12 protein-coding genes are annotated in these 16,093 nt (G+C 69.6%); 2 read left to right on the top strand and 10 right to left on the bottom strand.

Going from position 1 to position 16,093, the window contains the following annotated elements; genetic code table 11:
* Nucleotides 1–21: 21 nt before the first annotated feature.
* Both ACIBGM_RS27700 and ACIBGM_RS27695 read right to left on the bottom strand, forming a co-directional pair.
* A complete protein-coding gene (locus tag ACIBGM_RS27700; protein WP_360535353.1) occupies nucleotides 22–1,332 on the bottom strand; it encodes an extracellular solute-binding protein in 1,311 nt (436 codons plus the stop codon).
* A 2-nt stretch (nucleotides 1,333–1,334) separates the two neighbouring features.
* Entirely contained in the window at nucleotides 1,335–3,221 is a 1,887-nt protein-coding gene (locus ACIBGM_RS27695; protein ID WP_360535355.1) for a beta-L-arabinofuranosidase domain-containing protein, read from the bottom strand.
* A gap of 173 nt (nucleotides 3,222–3,394) precedes the next feature.
* Between ACIBGM_RS27695 and ACIBGM_RS27690 the strand changes: the two genes are divergently transcribed.
* Both ACIBGM_RS27690 and ACIBGM_RS27685 read left to right on the top strand, forming a co-directional pair.
* On the top strand, nucleotides 3,395–4,393 hold the full coding sequence (locus ACIBGM_RS27690; protein ID WP_360535357.1) for a LacI family DNA-binding transcriptional regulator: 999 nt from the start codon (nucleotides 3,395–3,397) through the stop codon (nucleotides 4,391–4,393).
* A gap of 60 nt (nucleotides 4,394–4,453) precedes the next feature.
* Nucleotides 4,454–5,641 carry a hypothetical protein gene (locus tag ACIBGM_RS27685; RefSeq protein ID WP_396387174.1) on the top strand — a complete coding sequence of 396 codons (1,188 nt, stop codon included), beginning with the start codon at nucleotides 4,454–4,456 and terminating at the stop codon, nucleotides 5,639–5,641.
* Here ACIBGM_RS27685 and ACIBGM_RS27680 read toward each other — a convergent pair.
* The 8 genes from ACIBGM_RS27680 to ACIBGM_RS27645 are packed head-to-tail and all read right to left on the bottom strand — an operon-like array spanning nucleotide 5,604 to nucleotide 16,081.
* Nucleotides 5,604–6,584 carry an acetylxylan esterase gene (locus ACIBGM_RS27680; RefSeq protein ID WP_360535363.1) on the bottom strand — a complete coding sequence of 327 codons (981 nt, stop codon included), beginning with the start codon at nucleotides 6,582–6,584 and terminating at the stop codon, nucleotides 5,604–5,606. The two genes, ACIBGM_RS27685 and ACIBGM_RS27680, sit on opposite strands and share 38 nt — an antisense overlap.
* A gap of 10 nt (nucleotides 6,585–6,594) precedes the next feature.
* The gene (locus ACIBGM_RS27675) at nucleotides 6,595–8,910 is read right to left on the bottom strand and encodes a polysaccharide lyase 8 family protein (RefSeq protein ID WP_360535365.1); all 2,316 of its coding nucleotides are present in this window, start codon (nucleotides 8,908–8,910) and stop codon (nucleotides 6,595–6,597) included.
* A 10-nt stretch (nucleotides 8,911–8,920) separates the two neighbouring features.
* On the bottom strand, nucleotides 8,921–10,045 hold the full coding sequence (locus tag ACIBGM_RS27670; RefSeq protein WP_360535367.1) for a GDSL-type esterase/lipase family protein: 1,125 nt from the start codon (nucleotides 10,043–10,045) through the stop codon (nucleotides 8,921–8,923).
* Nucleotides 10,045–11,097, bottom strand: a complete 1,053-nt coding sequence (locus ACIBGM_RS27665; protein WP_360535369.1) for a right-handed parallel beta-helix repeat-containing protein — start codon at nucleotides 11,095–11,097, stop codon at nucleotides 10,045–10,047. The genes ACIBGM_RS27670 and ACIBGM_RS27665 overlap by 1 nt, the downstream gene beginning before the upstream one ends.
* Before the next feature lie 34 nt (nucleotides 11,098–11,131).
* On the bottom strand, nucleotides 11,132–11,701 hold the full coding sequence (locus ACIBGM_RS27660) for a hypothetical protein (protein WP_360535371.1): 570 nt from the start codon (nucleotides 11,699–11,701) through the stop codon (nucleotides 11,132–11,134).
* The gene (locus tag ACIBGM_RS27655) at nucleotides 11,698–13,620 is read right to left on the bottom strand and encodes a hypothetical protein (protein WP_396387173.1); all 1,923 of its coding nucleotides are present in this window, start codon (nucleotides 13,618–13,620) and stop codon (nucleotides 11,698–11,700) included. The genes ACIBGM_RS27660 and ACIBGM_RS27655 overlap by 4 nt, the downstream gene beginning before the upstream one ends.
* Complete coding sequence (locus ACIBGM_RS27650) at nucleotides 13,620–15,329, bottom strand: heparinase II/III family protein (RefSeq protein ID WP_396387172.1); 1,710 nt, start codon at nucleotides 15,327–15,329, stop codon at nucleotides 13,620–13,622. The genes ACIBGM_RS27655 and ACIBGM_RS27650 overlap by 1 nt, the downstream gene beginning before the upstream one ends.
* Nucleotides 15,317–16,081 carry an SDR family oxidoreductase gene (locus ACIBGM_RS27645; RefSeq protein WP_360535377.1) on the bottom strand — a complete coding sequence of 255 codons (765 nt, stop codon included), beginning with the start codon at nucleotides 16,079–16,081 and terminating at the stop codon, nucleotides 15,317–15,319. Before ACIBGM_RS27645 ends, ACIBGM_RS27650 begins: the two co-directional genes overlap by 13 nt.
* Nucleotides 16,082–16,093: the final 12 nt, after the last annotated feature.

Below are 16,093 nucleotides of genomic sequence, written 5' to 3'. Positions count from 1 at the left end.
TGATGAACTCGCTTCGCTCGTTCATGCTTGCCCCTGGGCCAGGATGCGGTCGAAGTTGCTTTGGGCTTCCTTCATGGCGGCCTCCAGCTCGCCGTCGAACACTGCCCGGCGGAACATCTGCAGCCACGGGCCGTCCGGCTGGTTGTAGAGCAGGTTGTAGGACAGCGTGGTCGGCGCGTACCCCTCCGAGATCCGCTCCAGCGGCAACGTCGCGAGCGGGAACTTCTCCGCGAACTCAGGGGTCCGGGCGTCCGATCGCACCGGCGTGTAGCCGCCGGCCGGCAGCTCGACCTGCTGCGGCAGGTCCAGCGCGAACCGGACGAACTCCCAGGCGCCGGACGCGTTGCGGGCCCCGCGCGGGATGCACATGTTGTCGCCGCCGTCGAAGAAGGCCGCCCCACCGTCCGGGCCGGACAGCAACCGGGGCGTCACCTTCTGGTGGAAGGCCTCGTCGGACGCGGACACGACCACGCTGTAGTTGGACGGGAAGATGCCGATCTTGCCGGCCCGGAAGTCGCTGCCCCACCGGGACGCGTCGTCGGAGAAGTTCGCCCGCGGCACCAGGCCGTCGACCCAGAGCTGCCGGTGCAGCTCGAGCATCTGCCGGACCACGTCGTTCCCGACGATGTCGCCCGACTGCTCGCCGATCGTGCCCTTGATCAGGTCGGTGTCGGCGGCCCAGATCATCGGCTGTACGACGAAGCCGAGAGCGCCGGGGCTGTTCGCCGGGAAGCTCCACGCGTAGATGTCGTCGCCGAGCTTCCGTAGCTTCCGCGCGGCGTCGAGCAGACTGTCGAACGACGTGATCGCCTGCGAAGGGTCGACGTCCGCCTTGTCGCACAGCTCGGTGTTGAACCAGAACATCGAGTTGTCGGCCAGGTAGGGCACGCCGAACACCCGGTCGTCCTTCGTCGCGAGCCGCAGGTGGCCGGGGCTGAGCTTGTCCCGGTAGTCCAGCGCCTGCAGAGGTTCGGTCAGGTCGGTGAACGCGTCGCGGTAGATGAACAGCATCGAGTTGATGTCGTCGATGTCGACCAGGTCCGGCACCTCCCGGCCGCGGATCGCGGTCGCCAGCTTGGTCACGTACTGGGCGTCGAGCACCGGGGTCAGCTCGACCGTGAGCCGGTCCTGGGACGCGTTGAACTTCTTCACCAGGTCGGTCAGACCGGATTGGGTGGCCGCTCGGCACCAGACCTGCACGGTGCCGGTGGCGTCCTGCCCGAAACCCGCCGCCTGGACGTCGGGTTCGGGCAGGACGGAGCTGCAGCCCGGCACGGCGCCGGCCGCGGTCGCCGCAGCCGTGAGACCAAGGAACTTCCGCCGGGTCAGCATGATCAGGTCCTGGGCAGCCAGACGCGCATGGCGCCGATCTCGCGGTTGGCCCAGGCGTAGTACGGCACCGCGACCACGTCGACCTCGTCGCCGGTCCCGTCCTGAGCAGACGACGTGAACGGCCAGCCGCCCTGGTGACCGGTGCCGATCCGGCCACGGGTCGTCAGCACCGTGACGCCGTCCAGCAGACCGTCTTCGTGGCTGCTGGCAACCGATGCCGAAGGCAACAGGTACAGGTCGTCGACGTTCGCCGCGTTGTCCACCTGCTCCACCGCGTAGACCAGCGGACCGCGTTCCAGCGCGACACACCCACGTACAGCGTCGACGCGCGGATCGGCCCCGACCACCCGAGTTGCCAGCGGCAACTGCAGGTCGATCTCCTGAGCTTCGACACGAGCGTAGGTGCCCGCCTCGACAGGCTTGCCGTTGACAGTCGCACCCTCGGCCCAGGCCGGAATTCGCAGCTCGACAACGGCGGGCGCGTTGGCGGTGATGCGGACGGCGCCATCCCAGGGATAGGCAGTCTCGACCTGAACCTCGACATCATCAGCCCTAAGAACGCCGGCCGCGTACTGGTGGAGCTGGACGACGCCGTCGCTCGTGCTTGCCAGGTAGCCGTCGAGGCTGGCCAGGGTGCGCATGATGTTCGGCGGGCAGCACGCGCAGTCGAACCAGCCGCGCCGGCCGTGCGCCGGGCTGCGGCCGTTGTCGGGGTGCGCGCCGCCGCGCAGCTGCAACGGGTTGACGTAGAAGTACTCGGTCCCCTTCAGCGAGACGCCGGCCAGGAACCCGTTGTAGAGCATCCGCTCGATGGCATCGCCGTACGACGCCTCACCCGTGGCGAGCAGCATCCGCCAGGCCCACTGGATGCCGCCGATCGCCGCGCAGGTCTCGGCGTACGCACGGTCCGGCGGCAGCTCGTACTCGTCGCCGAACGCCTCGCCCTCCCAGCGGGCGCCGAGCCCGCCGGTGACGTACGTCTTCGTCGACCACATGTGCTCGAACTGCCGCTTCAGCGCGTCGAGCAGGTCGGTGTCGCCGGTCTCGAGCGCGACGTCCGCGGCGCCGGCCGCGAGGTAGACGGCGCGGACCGAGTGCCCTTCGACCGTGGTCGCCTCGCGGACCGGGAGCCGGTCGGAGAAGTACGTCGGCTCGTGGCCGTGCTCCTTGATGATCCCGTGGCCGCGCGCCTCGACGAACCACTTGGCCAGGTCGAGGTAGGCCGCCGTACCGGTTTCTCGATACAGCTCGACGAGCGCCATCTCGATCACCGGGTGACCGTCCACGTCGACCGTCTGGCCCTCGCCGTCGCCGAAGGTGGCGACCAGGTGGTCGGCGATCTTGGTCGCGACCTCGAGCAGCTCGCGGTCGCCGGTGCAGCGGACCTGGGCGACCGCGGCCTGGATCAGGTGACCGGCGCAGTAGTGCTCGTGGCTCCAGACGAGCTGCTTGTAGCGACCCTCGTCGCCGTACCTGAGCTGGACGACCGAGTCGAGGTAGCCGTCGTCCTGCTGGGCGGCGGCGACGATCGCGGTGATCTCGCGCTGGCGCGAGAGCAGCTCCTCGCTCGGGTTCCGGCCGTACTCCCAGGCGGCGGCCTCGAGCCACTTGTAGACGTCGGAGTCGGCGAACACCGGGCCGATCGCCTCGCCCTCACCCTCGCCCTCGGTCCTACGCAGCCCCGCGGCGAGCCTGAGGTTCTGCAGGTTGCCGGCCGTCTCGAGCTGGTCCTGGCCGCTCGGGATCGCGCTCTCGCCGTTGCGGGCCTGGCGGGGCGCCCAGAAGCCGCCGGTGATCGTGGCCTGGCCGAGGCCGAGTGGTTGCCAGCGGCCGCGCGTGCTCGCGGCGGGACTCCGGGAGGTGGTGACTGCGTCCGGGGAAGCACTCATAGGGGAAGCTCCTGAGGGGGTCACGGAAAGGAACACGGAAAATCCAGAACACGTTTTCCTTGACGAAGCTAGAGACGCGAGCCGACCTGGTCAACCCCTGGGACCTGGCGAAATCCGGACAAGCCGGGATTCGTGCTGTACTGTTTCCGGAAAGTTCGGAAAGGAGTTGCCGGATGGCGTCACGTGGTCCCTCGCTGCCCCGGATCACCGATGTGGCCGCGTTGGCAGGCGTCTCCACGAGTACGGCGTCCAAGGCGCTGAACGACACCGGTCAGCTCCGCGAGGAGACCCGGGAGCGGGTACGGCGTGCCGCCGAGCAGCTCGGATTCACGCCGGACAGCCGCGGCCGCGCGCTGTCGTCCGGGCGCAGCTTCACAGTCGGCCTGATCACCACCGACAGCTCCGGACGCTTCAGCATCCCGATCATGCTCGGCGCCGAGGACGCGCTCAGCGCGGGCGAGATGGGCCTGCTGCTCTGCGACACCCGCGACGACCCGCTGCGCGAGCAGCACTACCTGCGTTCGCTGGTGTCCCGGCGGGTGGACGGCATCATCGTCACCGGGCGACGGACCGAGCCGCGGGTGCCGATCGACGTACCGATTCCCGTCGTCTACGCGTTCAGCCCGTCCACCGATCCGGCCGACACGTCCGTGATCGTGGACGACAACGGCGGCGCCGCGTCGACTGTGCAGCACCTCCTCAGCCTCGGCCGTCGGCGGATCGCGCACATCACCGGGCCGTCGTCCCACCACAGTGCCCAGGTCCGGGCCGCGGCCACAGTCGCGACGGCAGGCGATGCGTTGGTCGGCGAACCGCTGCACGGCGAGTGGAGCGAACGCTGGGGCCGGCATGCGGTCGACGTCCTGCTGCGTACGTCGGCGGACGTCGACGCGATCTCGTGCGGCAGCGACCAGATCGCCCGCGGGGTGTGCGACCGGCTCCGTGAGCTCGGCCGGTCCGTCCCCGACGACATCGCGGTCACCGGCTACGACAACTGGTCGGTGATGGCGCTCGCCAGCCGGCCGCCGCTGACGACTGTCGATCTCGAGTTGGAGGAGCTCGGCCGCCGTACCGCCAATCTGCTGCTGGACGCGATCGCGGGCTCGGCGCATCCCGGCGTGATGGCGCTGACGACCCGGTTGGTGACCCGGGAGTCGACGCTCGGCACCTGAGTCACCAGATGGTCGCTCGGCGGACCGCCATTGTCCGTCTGGCCTCGGTAGATTCACCGGGTGCTGCGCAAGCTCCTGATCGGTCTCGCGGTGATCGCCACGCTGGTGGCGGGGGTGGGCACCGCGCGCCTGGTGCTGCCCCGGACCGATCCCACCGGCGGCGTGGTCAAGCAGCTCGCGTTCCTGCGGGCCGAGATCGAGGACGGCGCCGACCACGCCGCGCAGCAACAGTTCCCGGAGGGCTACTTCTTCCTCAACGCGCTGTACGGGCTGACCTGGGTCCAGGTCGGCCTCGCCGATCCTTCCCGGTCGGTCGATGCGGCCGGTGAGGCACGGTGGGCCCTCGACCGGCTGGAGTCGCCGGACGGGACTGCGGTCTTCGACTCCTCACTGCGACCGAAGTACGGCGTCTTCCACGCCGGTTGGACGAACTACCTGCGCGCCGGGGTCATCGCGTTGAAGCACGCCGACGCAGCCGAGATCGACAACTTCACCCGGGCCTCGGTAGAGCTCGCGACCGCGTTCCGGACCGCGAAAACGCCGTTCCTGCAGGCGTATCCGGGCCAGGCCTGGCCGGTCGACTCGACGGTCGCGATCGCCTCGTTGCGCGCGTACGACGCCCTCGTCGCACCGCGGTTCGGCTCGACCACGGAACGCTGGCTGGCCGCTGTGAAGACGAAGCTCGACCCGGCGACCGGCCTGCTGCCGCATCAGGTCGAGCCGGAGTCGGTCGGTGCGCGGGCGACGTCGCAGAGCATGATCCAGCGGTTCCTGGTGGAGATCGACCCGGCGTTCGCACGGGCGCAGTACGAGATCTTCCGGGACAAGTTCGTCGCCGGCTTCGGCGTTCGCGAGTATCCGAAGGGCGTCGGCGGGCCGGGCGATGTGGACTCCGGCCCGCTGATTCTCGGGATCAGCCTGTCGGCGACCGTGGTCACGATGGGCGCCGCCAGAGTTGCGCACGATCCGCTGGCCGACCGTCTCGCCCGCGAAGGCGACCTGCTCGGCCTCCCGATCAGCGGCCTGAAGACGAAGCGCTACGCCCTCGGCCAGGTCCCGATCGGCGACGCCTTCCTGGCCTGGTCCCTCTCCGCACGCCCACTCGTAGGCAGCGACCAGCCGGAGCTCAAAGGCAACTCCGGCTGGTGGCGGGCTCCCTGGCTGCTGCTGATCTGGCTACCAGCACTGATCCTGTGGCTCGCGGCCGGATTCAGAGGCCGCCCCCGAGGACGCCGCCGAGCGCGCTGAGCTTGCGCGGCAGGTCGTACTCCGCGCCGCCCTCGTGGCCGTTGTAGGTGAACACCTCGAGCTGCGCCGGACCGCCGTACCGGTGGTACGCCGCGAAGACCGTGGACGGCGGGCAGATGTTGTCCATCAGCGCGACCGAGAACCAGGCCGGGCAGGTCGCTCGGGCGGCGAAGTTCACCGCGTCGAAGTACGACAGCGTGCTCATCGCGGTCTCGATACCGGTGCGGTGTCCCTTGAGCCAGCGGGCGATCTCGGCGTACGGCCCGTTGTCGGTGATCTGCGACGCCCGCCGGAAGTGACACAGGAACGGTACGTCGGCAATCGCAGCGGACACGTCGTCGCGCAGACCGGCGACCGCCAACGCGAGCCCACCGCCTTGGCTGCCTCCGACCAGGGCGACGCGAGAACTGTCGACGTCCGGATGGCTCTTCACCGCGTCGACTGCGCGCACGGCGTCCGTGATCAGCCGCCGGTAGTAGTGCTTACGGGGATCCTCGATGCCTCGGGTGAGGAAGCCGGGTGACGACGAGCCGTGGCCGTCCGGCGCGATGTCCGGAGTGTCCGCCACGGTCTTGCCACCACCGCCTTGGCCGCGGTTGTCCATCACGAGGTGCGCGTACCCGGCCGCACTCCAGGTCAGCCACTCGTAGGGGATGCCGCGGCCGCCGTTGTAGCCGATGTACTGCACGACCGCGGGCAACGGTCCGCTCCGATGACGTGGCAGGAGCAGCCACGCCTTGACCGGTTGACCGCCCCAGCCGCTGAACGTCACGTCCTGGACGTCCACGGTCGCCAGTCGCGCGGCGTACGGCTCGAACGTGGCGTCGATCGGGTGCCCGGCCGCGTCCGTCAGCGTCTGCTTCCAGAACGCGTCGAAGTCCGCGGGCTCCTCGGGCTCCGGCCGGTACTCACGCAACCGGTCCAGGGGCATGTCAACCAGCATTGGGTTCTCCTCAGCGGAAGGTAGCGGTCAGGGTTGCGCCGTGGCGGTTTGCAGTGTCAGCGACCAGGCGCCAGCCGGACTCGGTGCGGGTCGCCTGGACGCCGGCGTCGGCCGACACCAGGCGGAGACCGGGCTTGGCGAGTTCGACTGTGACCGACGACGAACGCTGCTGGGTCGGGTCCGAGATGGCGACCTTGCCAGCGGCAACTACGACGGACGCCGGGCCGTCGGTGCTGAGCTCGGCGACCACGCCGGCCGTCCAGAAGTTCGCCGCGAGAACGTTGCGCAGCCGGATCGCATGCACTGTCGTGTCCGCGCGCAAACGAGTGACCGGCAGCCGGCAGGCGAAGGTCTTGGTCGCCTCGAGCGTGGCCGTGGGCAGCTGCACGTAGTAGTAGCCCTGGGCAACGGGCGCGGTGCCGTGGTCGATCCAGACGGTCTGGTACGGCCTGGTGACCGGCGTGTCGGTGCCGTACTTGAGGTTGATCTCACGCCAGGTCGCCGTACGGCTCTCCCGGAGCGTGCGGACGGGTGTGCGGTCAGGGAAGACATAGCCGCCGGTGCCGGCCAGGTGGCACCAACCGGGTGCGGCGGTGAACGTCTCGTCGCCGATCCGGAGCTTGCGGTTCTCCACGATCGTCTCGACCGCGCCCTCACCGGTGATGCCGGAGCCGAGGCAGACGAGGACGTCGTCGATCAGGAACCAGCTCTTCAGGGCGGTTAGGCCGGTTCCGTACCCGCGCAGGTCCATGCCGTAGGCGCCGATCGTCCGGCCGGGGACCGCCGTACCTCCGACCCAGTCGGCATCGCTCGTGGTGCGGAAGCCGTACGAGTCGGCCAGACTGCGGGTGTCGACCGTTGTGCCCGGCAACCGGTAGGGGTCGACCGTCGGCCAGTAGTCGCCCGAGTAGTGGCCGAGGTCGTCGTCGTACACCTGCAGCATCCCGTCGGACAGGTGCCAGCCGTGCAGGTTCTCGGTCTGGATCGACTCGTAGTTGTAGACCCGGGACGAGTACGCGCTCAACCCGACGGTGAACGCCGGCCGGTGATGCGCCACCTTGTCCATCCGCGGGTACTGCTTGTGTACGACGAGCGCACCACGCGCCGGCGTGGCCCACGCCAGGACGGCCCGGGCCGCGACCAGCGAGGCCGGGTCGGTGACCGCCAGGAAGTCGCGGAACGTGTCCTCGGTGATCCACTGCTTCACCAGCGCGATGAGCCGGGTCGCGCGCTCGGCCGGCGCGGCCGGGATCAGCCGGAGCGTTCCCTCGATGATCGTCTGGGTCGGCGCGTGGTTCTGCTTGCTCGGTCGTGCGATCTCGCGGCCGCACACCGAACCCATCATGTCGCCGCGGACCATCAACGGATCGAACGCGTCGTCGATCCAGCGGTAGATGTTGTCGAGGTCCGGATCGGTCACGGTCCACTGCGTGCCACCGAGGAGGTAGAGCAGTGAGGACAAGGTGCCGAGCAGTTCCTTGCCGTAGCCGCCGTTGTACGGGTGCTTGTAGTGCTGGAGGAACGAGCCGTCGCTGTAGAAGCCCTCGCCGGTGCCGTTGTCGGTCCGGCCGGGTGCGTCGTTGAACGCGAGCACACTGTTCGCGCCGTCGCCCTCGACATCGCTGATCGCGTCCCGGACCCGGGTCAACGCGCCGGTGTCGCCGTCCAGCACGGCCCGGACGGCGACGACCGTGGCGATCCAGACCCGGTTCGCGCCGGTGGCGATCTGCCGGTTGGCCCGCCAGAGGTTCGGGTCCGGGGTGTAGTGGTTGATCGCGGTCGTGTACGTCGTCCGCAGGTCGGCCGGCATCGCGTCGTACAGCAGGACGAGGGTGTCGGCGAAGGCTCCGGCCGCGCCGATCTCCCAGTCGTAGTCGTTGTCGTACCGCGGCAGCGTCGGGCTGTAGCGGTTCGTGTGCATCCACTCGAGCGCGCCGAGGATGTCCGCGGCGACGCTCGCGTTGCCCGCGTACGCCGAGCCGTTCGTGGCCCAGGCGACCGCGAGCTGCTTGATCCGGCGGAAGTTCGAGGCGACGTGGTTGGACAGCGTCGTACTGGCGAGGTCCGGCCAGAGCGTCGTACGTGTCGCGGACCGGTCGAGCGTGGTGAGGGCGGAGCGGGCGGCCTTGTCGATCCGGGCGATCGCGACGGCGAGGTCCGGGTCGGCGGGGTCGACGGTCGGTCCACCGGTGAGCAACGTGTGCCAGCGCAGGCGCAGCTCGTCGGTCGGGCCGGCCGCCCAGGAAGTTGCCGGTACGGCGAACAGCGCCGCGGAGCCGATCATCCCGCCGAGGACCGTGCGCCGGCGGAGGGTGAGGTCTGACATAGGAGTCCTCTCAAAGAGACAGGGCGATCGCCTTCGCGCCGACGGCGTTCGGGTGCAGGCCGTCGCCGCTGTCGAAGGCCGGCCGCAACCGGGCCGGGTCGGACGGATCCCGCAGTACGGCGTCGATGTCGACGACTCGGTCGAAGATACGTCCGGATCGGAGTACGGCGTTCACCTGGTGGCGGACGTGGTCGAGGGCTTCGGTGTAGCGGATCCAGCCCTCGAACGGGCCGATGGTCGCGCCGAGCACCTCGAGATCGTGGTCACGGGCGCGCCGGGCGAGCTGCTCGTAGCCAACCAGCAGGCGGGTCGGGTCGGTCTGGCTCGGTGGTTGCTGGATGTCGTTGATGCCGAGAAACACGAGCACTGCTTGGAGTCCGGGCAACGCGAGGACGTCGCGGTCGAACCGTGCCTGTCCACTCGGACCGAACCGGGCGTCGTCGAGCAGCAGGCGGTTGCCGCTGATCCCCAGGTTCGCGACGGCCGGGCGGTGGCGGAAGCGGGCGGCGTACTGATCCGGCCAGCGTAGGTTCGCGTCGTCGGGTGTCCCCACTCCCTCGGTGATCGAGTCACCGAGGACCGCGAGCGACCGGCGGCCGTCGGCTCGTACGTCGACGCCGTTGAGCAGGAAGACCGACTTCGTCGGCCGATCCCCGATCAGGCCGGTGGCGTGCACGTTCCGGTGGAAGCTCACCGAGCCAGTCGGACCGGGCAGGTACATGCTGACTTGCAGATCGCCGCCGTCCGGCACCACCACGTCCACGGGATCACTCACGACCGTCGCTCCGGCCGCAAGCAGCACTTCCTTCTCCCTGCCGAACAGCACCGCAGTCCCGTTGGCGAAGACCGAACCGATGACGATGGGTTGAGCCCCGAACGGATTGGCGAACCGGAGCCGCAAACCACCCGACGACCCGGCTGACAAGTGGATGGTGTTGTGGATCGTGGTGTCGGTGAAGCCGGTTGTGGCGTCGGCGTCGGTGGCAGTCGGGGCGGTCTGAGCGGTCGCCCAACTGGTGACCCACCTGCGACGCGGCGACGCCGCGGCAGCCGTGACGGTTGCGTCGACAACCGTCCCGCCGACCAATCCACCGAGTGCGCCACCGAGGACCACCCGGCGGGACGGAGTCGGCATCAGCAGGCCGCGGTGGGGTTGAAGTCGGCGCCGTACGTGCCGACGGAGTTGCCGCCGGTGTTGCCGGACATCGTGTTGCCGCAGATCTGGTCCTGCGGTGTGCGCATGAACTTGATGCCGCCGGCCGCGTTGCCGGTGATGGTGTTGCCGTACACGTCGTTGTCGATGCCGTCGGTCTCGGTGTCGCCGCCGAGCCGGACGCCGGCGCCCGTGTTGTCGTGGATCGTGTTGTAGCGGAAGGTGTTGCCGCTCCCCCGGGCGTCGAGGCCGCCCGAGCTCGGGTCCTTCTGCGCGGAGCAGTCGTTGTACTCGACGATGTTCGCGGTCGCGTTCTCCTTCACGTCCACGCACTCGTTGCCCGCGGTCGCGATCGTGTTGTGGTGGATCCGGTTGTTCCGGCTCCGGTCCGGCTGGTCGTCCGGGGCGCCGTTCTCACCTTGTTGCTCGGGCGCCGTGCCGACGTAGATGCCCTCACCGTTCTTCCCGCCACCGGCGAACTTGAAGTCGAAGATCCCGCACGGCCCGACCGTGTTGTCGTGCACGTCGGCGTTGGTCACCAGGTACCGGAGCCGCACGCACTCGCCACCGGCGTTCTTCAGCGTCATGTCGCTGATCGTCAACGTGCCGACGCCGTCGCCCGGGCTCGTGCTCATCACGTAGATCAACTTGTCCCGGTAGCGGGAGGCGCTGGACGACGATCCGTGCAGACCGTCGATGGTGAAGCCGTCGAGCGTCACGCCGTCGTGCCGGACCTGGAAGATCCGTGAGTTGCCGGCACCCTTGACCACCGCAGTGGCCGGGCCGGTGATCGTGACCCCGGAGCGGATGGTCACGGCGTCCTGGAGATAGGTGCCTGAGGCAAGGTGCACGGTCGCGTCCCGGGGCGCGGTGTCGAGGGCCTTCTGGATGGTCGCGAACGGCGCTCCGGACGACGTACCGGAGTTGGAGTCGCTGCCGGAGGGTGAGACGTAGTAGTCGGTCGCGGCGTGCGCCGGTACGGCGGGGAGCGCCAGCGCGGCGCTGAGCAGCAGGATCGGGACAGCTCTGGACATGGTGGTCCTCCTTGTTGGGGCGGTCGGGGCGGAACTATGCGTGGTCGGCGACGAGCAGGCCGACCAGGACCGGAACGGTGGTGCCAAGGAGTAGCGGGCCCGCCGGAACGACGAGCGAGAAGACCGGCGCGGCGACGGCCGCGCCGAGCAGAGCAGTGCCGCGAGGCACCGACGTGAAGGCAAGCTGGAACGCAGTACGGCGCCACTCGGCCGGCGAGCCACCTGGAGCGCGGCCGGCGCTGACGGCCAGCGCCAGGTGATAGGTGACCGCAGCCGCGATCAAGCCGACGTGGATCATGAACAACGCAACGACGATCGGACCGGAGTGTCCGGCCAGGAACGACAAGTTGCAGGCAGCAACCAGAGCCGCGACGGTCACGGCGATGGAGTGTGGCAGCAGCGGACGCCAGTACCGGCGCCATCCGGTGAACACCCCGGCGAAGCACCGCGTGTCGCCATCGGTCCGCCAGCGGTTCAGCGCGAACCCGACCGCCGCCAGCGCCGGCAACCAGGTCACCACGCCGAGGCACACGATCGAGAACGCCGCACCCGCCAGCACTGGACTGGCGAGCCAGCCCAGCCAGTCGAGCGCCCGCCGGGTCATACCGTGATCCTGCGGTCCGCGGACCGGATCACGGCTTTCGCCTGCGCCGCGATGCCCTCGCCCTCGATCACCCCGTCGTCGTCCGCCAACAGGACGGTTTCCTCGTCGAAGGTGATGCCGACCCCGCGTGTGAGGTCGAGCCGACGAGCCGTTGGCGGCGCGGGCCGGAGCGCCGAGGTCGGTTCGACGGTCGTGACGAGCGTCGCCGTCGTCCGGTGTTCGGCGGTGGCTCGCAGCGTGTGAAGGGTGCGGGTCAGCCGGAGGCTCGGGGTGCTCGACGTCGGGTTCGCCTCGACTTCGGTCACGGCGAACTCGACGGTCAGCGGCGTGTGCAGGCGGACCCAAGCCTGCGCGGATCCGGATCGCAGCACGATCTCGTCGCCGTACTCGATCGGCCAGTCCGCGTGCAGGAGCAGCGTCCAGTCACGCGGCTCCGCTGCGGCACATCGATCCACCAGGACCAATCGGCCTGCCGGGGTGAACACGAGCGTGCGGTCGAGTCGCGTGATGCCGAGCTCGGCCGGGTACATCGCCGCGATCTGCGCCGTCGCGTGCACCACACCATCGGCCGCGAGTAGGTCGACCATCCGCGCCTGGCGCTCGTACGGCGCGCCCTTGTAGACGTGGTACCGATCCTCGTCCGCGAACCCGTGGCCGTCGACCAGGATCAGGTTGTGGTCGCCGGCCCGCTTCCGATTGCTGTAGCCCTCGTCGACGGCCAGGAACGAGCCTCGGGAGGTGAGCACGAACGACCCCGCGTCCGGATGGTGGTGCCCGGCGCTCAACGTATCCCATCCACGCTCGGCGTCCAGACGGTGTGAGGTCTCCCAGGCCTGGTGCCCGCCACCCGGGGACGCCTTGAACGACACCATCGTCGCGTCATCGTCCCAACCGGTCCGCGCGGTCACCAGGCCGAGGTCCGGGAAGTACGCCGACAGCGGTGTGCTCTTCTCCGGCGGCACGGGCTGCACGGACTCGTCGTACCAGAGCAGCTCCAGGTAGGCCTCCGGCATGACGCCTGGCTTCACACCACTCGCGTACGCCTCCCGCCAGAAGAACCGGTGAGCGACGAGCTCGCCAAGCCACTGCGCCTCACCGATCCGGTAGGCCGCCGCGAGCTTGTAGTACAGGGCGACGCTGTGGCCGCTGCGCCGGTCGTGACAGTCACCGTGGTCGATGTTCTCCTCGAATCCCGGCGCACACTGTTGCAGCCGGTAGGAGAACGTGCTCGCCAGGAATCGGCACCGATCCCACCAGTCCAGGCCTTCCCGGTCCTGCAGCAGATCCAGGTACGTCGCCAACCACGGAACGCCGTACCGCCAGTAGACGACGCCTTCCATGTCCGACCCGTCGGCCGGCAGCAGATCGATCACCGTCGCGAAGTTCGCCTTCGCGCGCTCGGTCCACTCCGTCCGGCCGAGCGCGTACCCGGCGGCCGCCAGGCCGGTGTAGCAGATCCAGTTGTGGTTCTGCCAGTACGACGAACTCCACCAGGAGCCCTCGGATTCGACGGCGAACTCGTACAGCCGAGTGCCTTGCAGCTCCAGCTTTGCGCGCAGTTCGTCGGCGTCCTCGAAGTCGTCACCGAGCCAGGTCGAAGCCAGCGACAACCCGTGCAGCAGCCAGCCGGCGTCGAGGTCGTGGTCCGGCATGTGCGCCTTGCCCCAGTGCGGGAAGCCGATCGCCGCGGAGATCCAGCGGGCGGCCTCGGCCCGGTAGCCGGGGTTGCCGGTGAGCCGGTAGGCAAGCGCCAGGTTCGCGGCGGCCGGACCGAGGTATGTGATGCTCGCCGACGGGTGCTCGGCCGGCGGAGTCTGAGTGCGGTACCCGTCGCACTGCTCACGCAACCGGCGCCACCGGGCCGCGTGCCGGCCGTCGAGTCCGTCCCGTAGTTCGTCGAGGCGATGCTCGATCAGCATCAGCGCCCTCCGATCCGGTGCTCGTGACCGTCGACAGTGAGCACGTCGCCGGTCACCTCGACGTCCACGGGAGTGGTCGAGTAGACGGAACAGAAGGTCGCGTCGGTGCCGACAGCAGTCCAGTCCAGGGCGGTCCGAGTCCGCTGCGGGTCGTCGGCCGGACCGGGACCGGGTCGCGTCACCGGGACCGCGTCCGCGAAGTGGTAGCCGTACAACGTCTCATCACCTGACCACGTGGTGCGGACCACCTCCGGCGTGACTTCCACCGTCAGCTCCACGTCCGGCCGGAATTGCAGGACGATCTCCCGCTCGCGATCCGCCGTCACCCGAACGAGGTCGACGAGATAGCCGTCGCCCGCGATCACCTGCCGTGTCGCCTGGACGCCGGGATACCAGTCGCTGACCTCGGCGGTCACCGATGACGGCGTTGTCCGCACGGTGCCGGTGGCTTCCGCGGGTTCCAGGCCGTCGATGCGGATCGTAGGGTGCGCTGCCGCGGACTTGTAGTGCCGGCGCCACTCAGCATGGCCGTAGGGCACCTGCCCCGGATCCGGCTGCCACGGCGTCGTCGCGCCGTACAGGTAGAGCGCGAGTTTGTCGTGGTGCCCGTGCGAGCCGCCGTGTGGCCCGTGGTCGAGGATCGCGTGGATCCCGCCGACGCGGGTCACCGCATACGAGCCGGTGAGCGGCTTGGGTGACACCGCGCCTGATCGCGGTGGTCTGGCGAACCAGCCGGTCAGCTTGTCCTCGAGTCCGTCGTACCCAGCGCCGACCTCTGCAAGCGCGCGATCAGCTACTGCGTCCAGCCCGTGCCCGGTCGTGAACTGCCGGGCGAGGGCAACGATCTCCAGCCACTCGAGGGCGAGCGGCACCCGACGGTACGGGCCGTCGTGCAGCGCCGGAAGGATGCCGCCGTCGGTCGCGATCCCGGCGAGCGCACCGATCATCGCTTCGAGCCGGTCCGGCACCTGCGCCGGGTCGAAGCCGCGCAGGCTCAGCAGGTACGCCCGCAGCACGAAGCCGTGGTAGTACGTGCTCGCCTCCCACTCCCAGCCGTCCTCGCCGGTCGACACGTCGAGGTGCGCGAACTGGCCGTGCTCACCGGTCAGCCACTCCTTCTCCGCGTCCCACTCCTCGCCGCGCACGGCAGCCGCGGCCTGGCTCGCCGTCGTGCCCAGCGCGTTGAACCAGGCCGTGTAGTTCGACGAGAACTTGTCCTGGGCAACCATCGCGTCGCGGGCCCGCCGGGCTCCGGCGACCATGTCGTCGAGCATCGGCAGGGTTTCGGTGAGGTCGGCGCGACCGGCGAGGTTCGCGATGGCGTGCGCGATCGGCACACCCCAGACCGCATCGGTCAGCGCCTGGTGGAAGAGCCGCCCGCGTTGCATCCAGCCCTGCGCCTGCTCATGCTCACCGGCCTTGGTGAGCTCCAGGTAGAGCCGCGCGTACGACGTGAGCAGCTCGGCACCACCGCCGTCGTACGAGAGCAGCCGGATCCGTCGCGCCCACCAGTGATGCGCGAGCACCCGCCAGGCGCCGCGCACCGCCTCGGTGTCGACGTGGCAGCCGTGCGCGCACGGTACGCCGCCCGCCGGAAACTCACCGGTTTCGAACCCGACGTGCTCGAGCTCGACACCGTGCGCGGGGCAGACGTACTCGTGCCACCAGCCGCCGCGCTCAGCCGGTGGATGCCCGGTCAACGCGGCCATGTGCCACCGTCGATGTCGATGGTGATCCCGGTCAGGTAGCCCGAGGACGGCAGTGCGAGGAAGCGGACTGCGTTCGCCACGTCCTCGACCTGGCCCGGGCGGCCGATCGGGGTCGCGGCGACCATGTTCGCCTGGGCCTGCTCGGTCGAGAAGGTCTGGTGGAACGCCGTCTCCGCGATGTACCCGGGTGCGACCGAGTTGACCGTGATGCCTTGCGGACCGAGCTCCTTGGCCAGGCCCTTGGTGAACCCGCGGATCCCGGCCTTGGCCGCCGCGTAGATCACCGAGCCCGGTCCGCCGCCGTTGTGCGCGGCCAGCGAGGCCATCGTGACGATCCGCGGATTGGCGGACTGGGCCAGGTGCGGGATCGCGGCCCGGGTGGTGCGGAAGGTCGCGCCGAGGTTCACGTCGACGACCTGCTGGAAGTGCTCGTCGGTCATCTCCTCGACCTTGACCCGGCCGATCAGGTGGCCGGCGTTGCAGACCAGGACGTCGAGCCCGCCGAGGAACGCGATCGTCTCGTCCAGCAGCCGGTCGACCTCCGCCGTACTCGTGACGTCGGCGCCGACGGCGATCGCCTTCCGGCCGAGCGCCTCCACGTCTGCGACGGTCTGCGCGGCGGCGTCCGCGGACCTGCCGTAGTGGACCACCACGTCCGCTCCGGCAGCCGCCAGGCCGAGCGCGATCCCGCGGCCGATGCCGTGTCCGGCCCCGGTCACCAGCGCCCGCGTGCCCTGCAGTTCCTCGGTCATAGGTTGCTCTCC

Source organism: Kribbella sp. NPDC050470 (assembly GCF_044458365.1).
Lineage (GTDB): Bacteria > Actinomycetota > Actinomycetes > Propionibacteriales > Kribbellaceae > Kribbella.
The sequence above is the reverse complement of the archived record's forward strand: the minus strand, read 5'-3'. Positions and strand labels throughout refer to the sequence as shown.

Bases quoted from the DNA above. Each gene is read 5' to 3' on its own strand.
- ACIBGM_RS27680 (WP_360535363.1), bottom strand. From the start codon at position 6,584: ATGCTGGTTGACATGCCCCTGGACCGGTTGCGTGAGTACCGGCCGGAG.
- ACIBGM_RS27655 (WP_396387173.1), bottom strand. From the start codon at position 13,620: ATGCTGATCGAGCATCGCCTCGACGAACTACGGGACGGACTCGACGGC.
- ACIBGM_RS27650 (WP_396387172.1), bottom strand. From the start codon at position 15,329: ATGGCCGCGTTGACCGGGCATCCACCGGCTGAGCGCGGCGGCTGGTGG.
- ACIBGM_RS27645 (WP_360535377.1), bottom strand. From the start codon at position 16,081: ATGACCGAGGAACTGCAGGGCACGCGGGCGCTGGTGACCGGGGCCGGA.
- ACIBGM_RS27665 (WP_360535369.1), bottom strand. From the start codon at position 11,097: ATGTCCAGAGCTGTCCCGATCCTGCTGCTCAGCGCCGCGCTGGCGCTC.
- ACIBGM_RS27660 (WP_360535371.1), bottom strand. From the start codon at position 11,701: ATGACCCGGCGGGCGCTCGACTGGCTGGGCTGGCTCGCCAGTCCAGTG.
- ACIBGM_RS27675 (WP_360535365.1), bottom strand. From the start codon at position 8,910: ATGTCAGACCTCACCCTCCGCCGGCGCACGGTCCTCGGCGGGATGATC.
- ACIBGM_RS27690 (WP_360535357.1), top strand. From the start codon at position 3,395: ATGGCGTCACGTGGTCCCTCGCTGCCCCGGATCACCGATGTGGCCGCG.
- ACIBGM_RS27700 (WP_360535353.1), bottom strand. From the start codon at position 1,332: ATGCTGACCCGGCGGAAGTTCCTTGGTCTCACGGCTGCGGCGACCGCG.
- ACIBGM_RS27670 (WP_360535367.1), bottom strand. From the start codon at position 10,045: ATGCCGACTCCGTCCCGCCGGGTGGTCCTCGGTGGCGCACTCGGTGGA.
- ACIBGM_RS27695 (WP_360535355.1), bottom strand. From the start codon at position 3,221: ATGAGTGCTTCCCCGGACGCAGTCACCACCTCCCGGAGTCCCGCCGCG.